Annotated in this window: 1 protein-coding gene; it reads right to left on the reverse strand. The window is 68.7% G+C overall.

Translation table 11 applies throughout. From position 1 onward, the window contains the following. Positions 1–93: 93 nt before the first annotated feature. On the reverse strand, positions 94–611 hold a 518-nt coding region (locus tag EN879_RS38090; protein WP_206521115.1), incomplete at its 5' end, for an SAM-dependent methyltransferase.

Genomic DNA, 611 nt, shown 5'->3' on the forward strand with positions numbered 1-611 from the left:
GTCCGTGTGGGCGGTTTCGTCAAGAAGAAGGTGCTTGGTCGAGAACAGGCTGCAAAGCGCGGACGGGAGATTGGGAGGGGCGGCGGTAAAAAGTCAATCCGCCTCGGCAAAGGGCCGAACCGCCACGCCGCGAGGCAGCACCGCAAGCACCTTGAACAGCTCGCCCATGGCTTGCGGCCCGGCGAGGCGCTCGACGTCGCCGGCGATCCTTTCGCGCGCCGCCTGACCGGCATCGGCGCCAAGGCGGCCGGCGCGCTCGAGGATGCCCATGCCGAGCAGGAAGTCGCCCTGTGTCGTCAGATGGGCTTCGAGGCCATGTGCACGCGCGATCGCGGCAAGGGCGGCGAAATCGACGTGGGACGTGAGGTCGGCCTCACCGGGATTGGCCAGCACATCTTCGTGATCGTGGCTGCGCAAGGCCTGCAGCGTGTCCCCGACACCCGGCTGGAAATGGCCGTAATCGAGAAACAGGCCGGCGCCGCCATGCCTGGATATGCGCTCGGCGATTGTTGCCATCAGCGCGGTGCGGGCAGGTGCCACTTCGGCGATCGCGCCTGGCGGCGCGTGAGCGGCATCGGCGGGCAGCAGCGTCGGGTCGACCGAGCCGGCGC

It is taken from the genome of Mesorhizobium sp. M7A.F.Ca.AU.002.02.1.1 (assembly GCF_003998535.1).
GTDB classification, from domain to species: domain Bacteria; phylum Pseudomonadota; class Alphaproteobacteria; order Rhizobiales; family Rhizobiaceae; genus Mesorhizobium; species Mesorhizobium ciceri.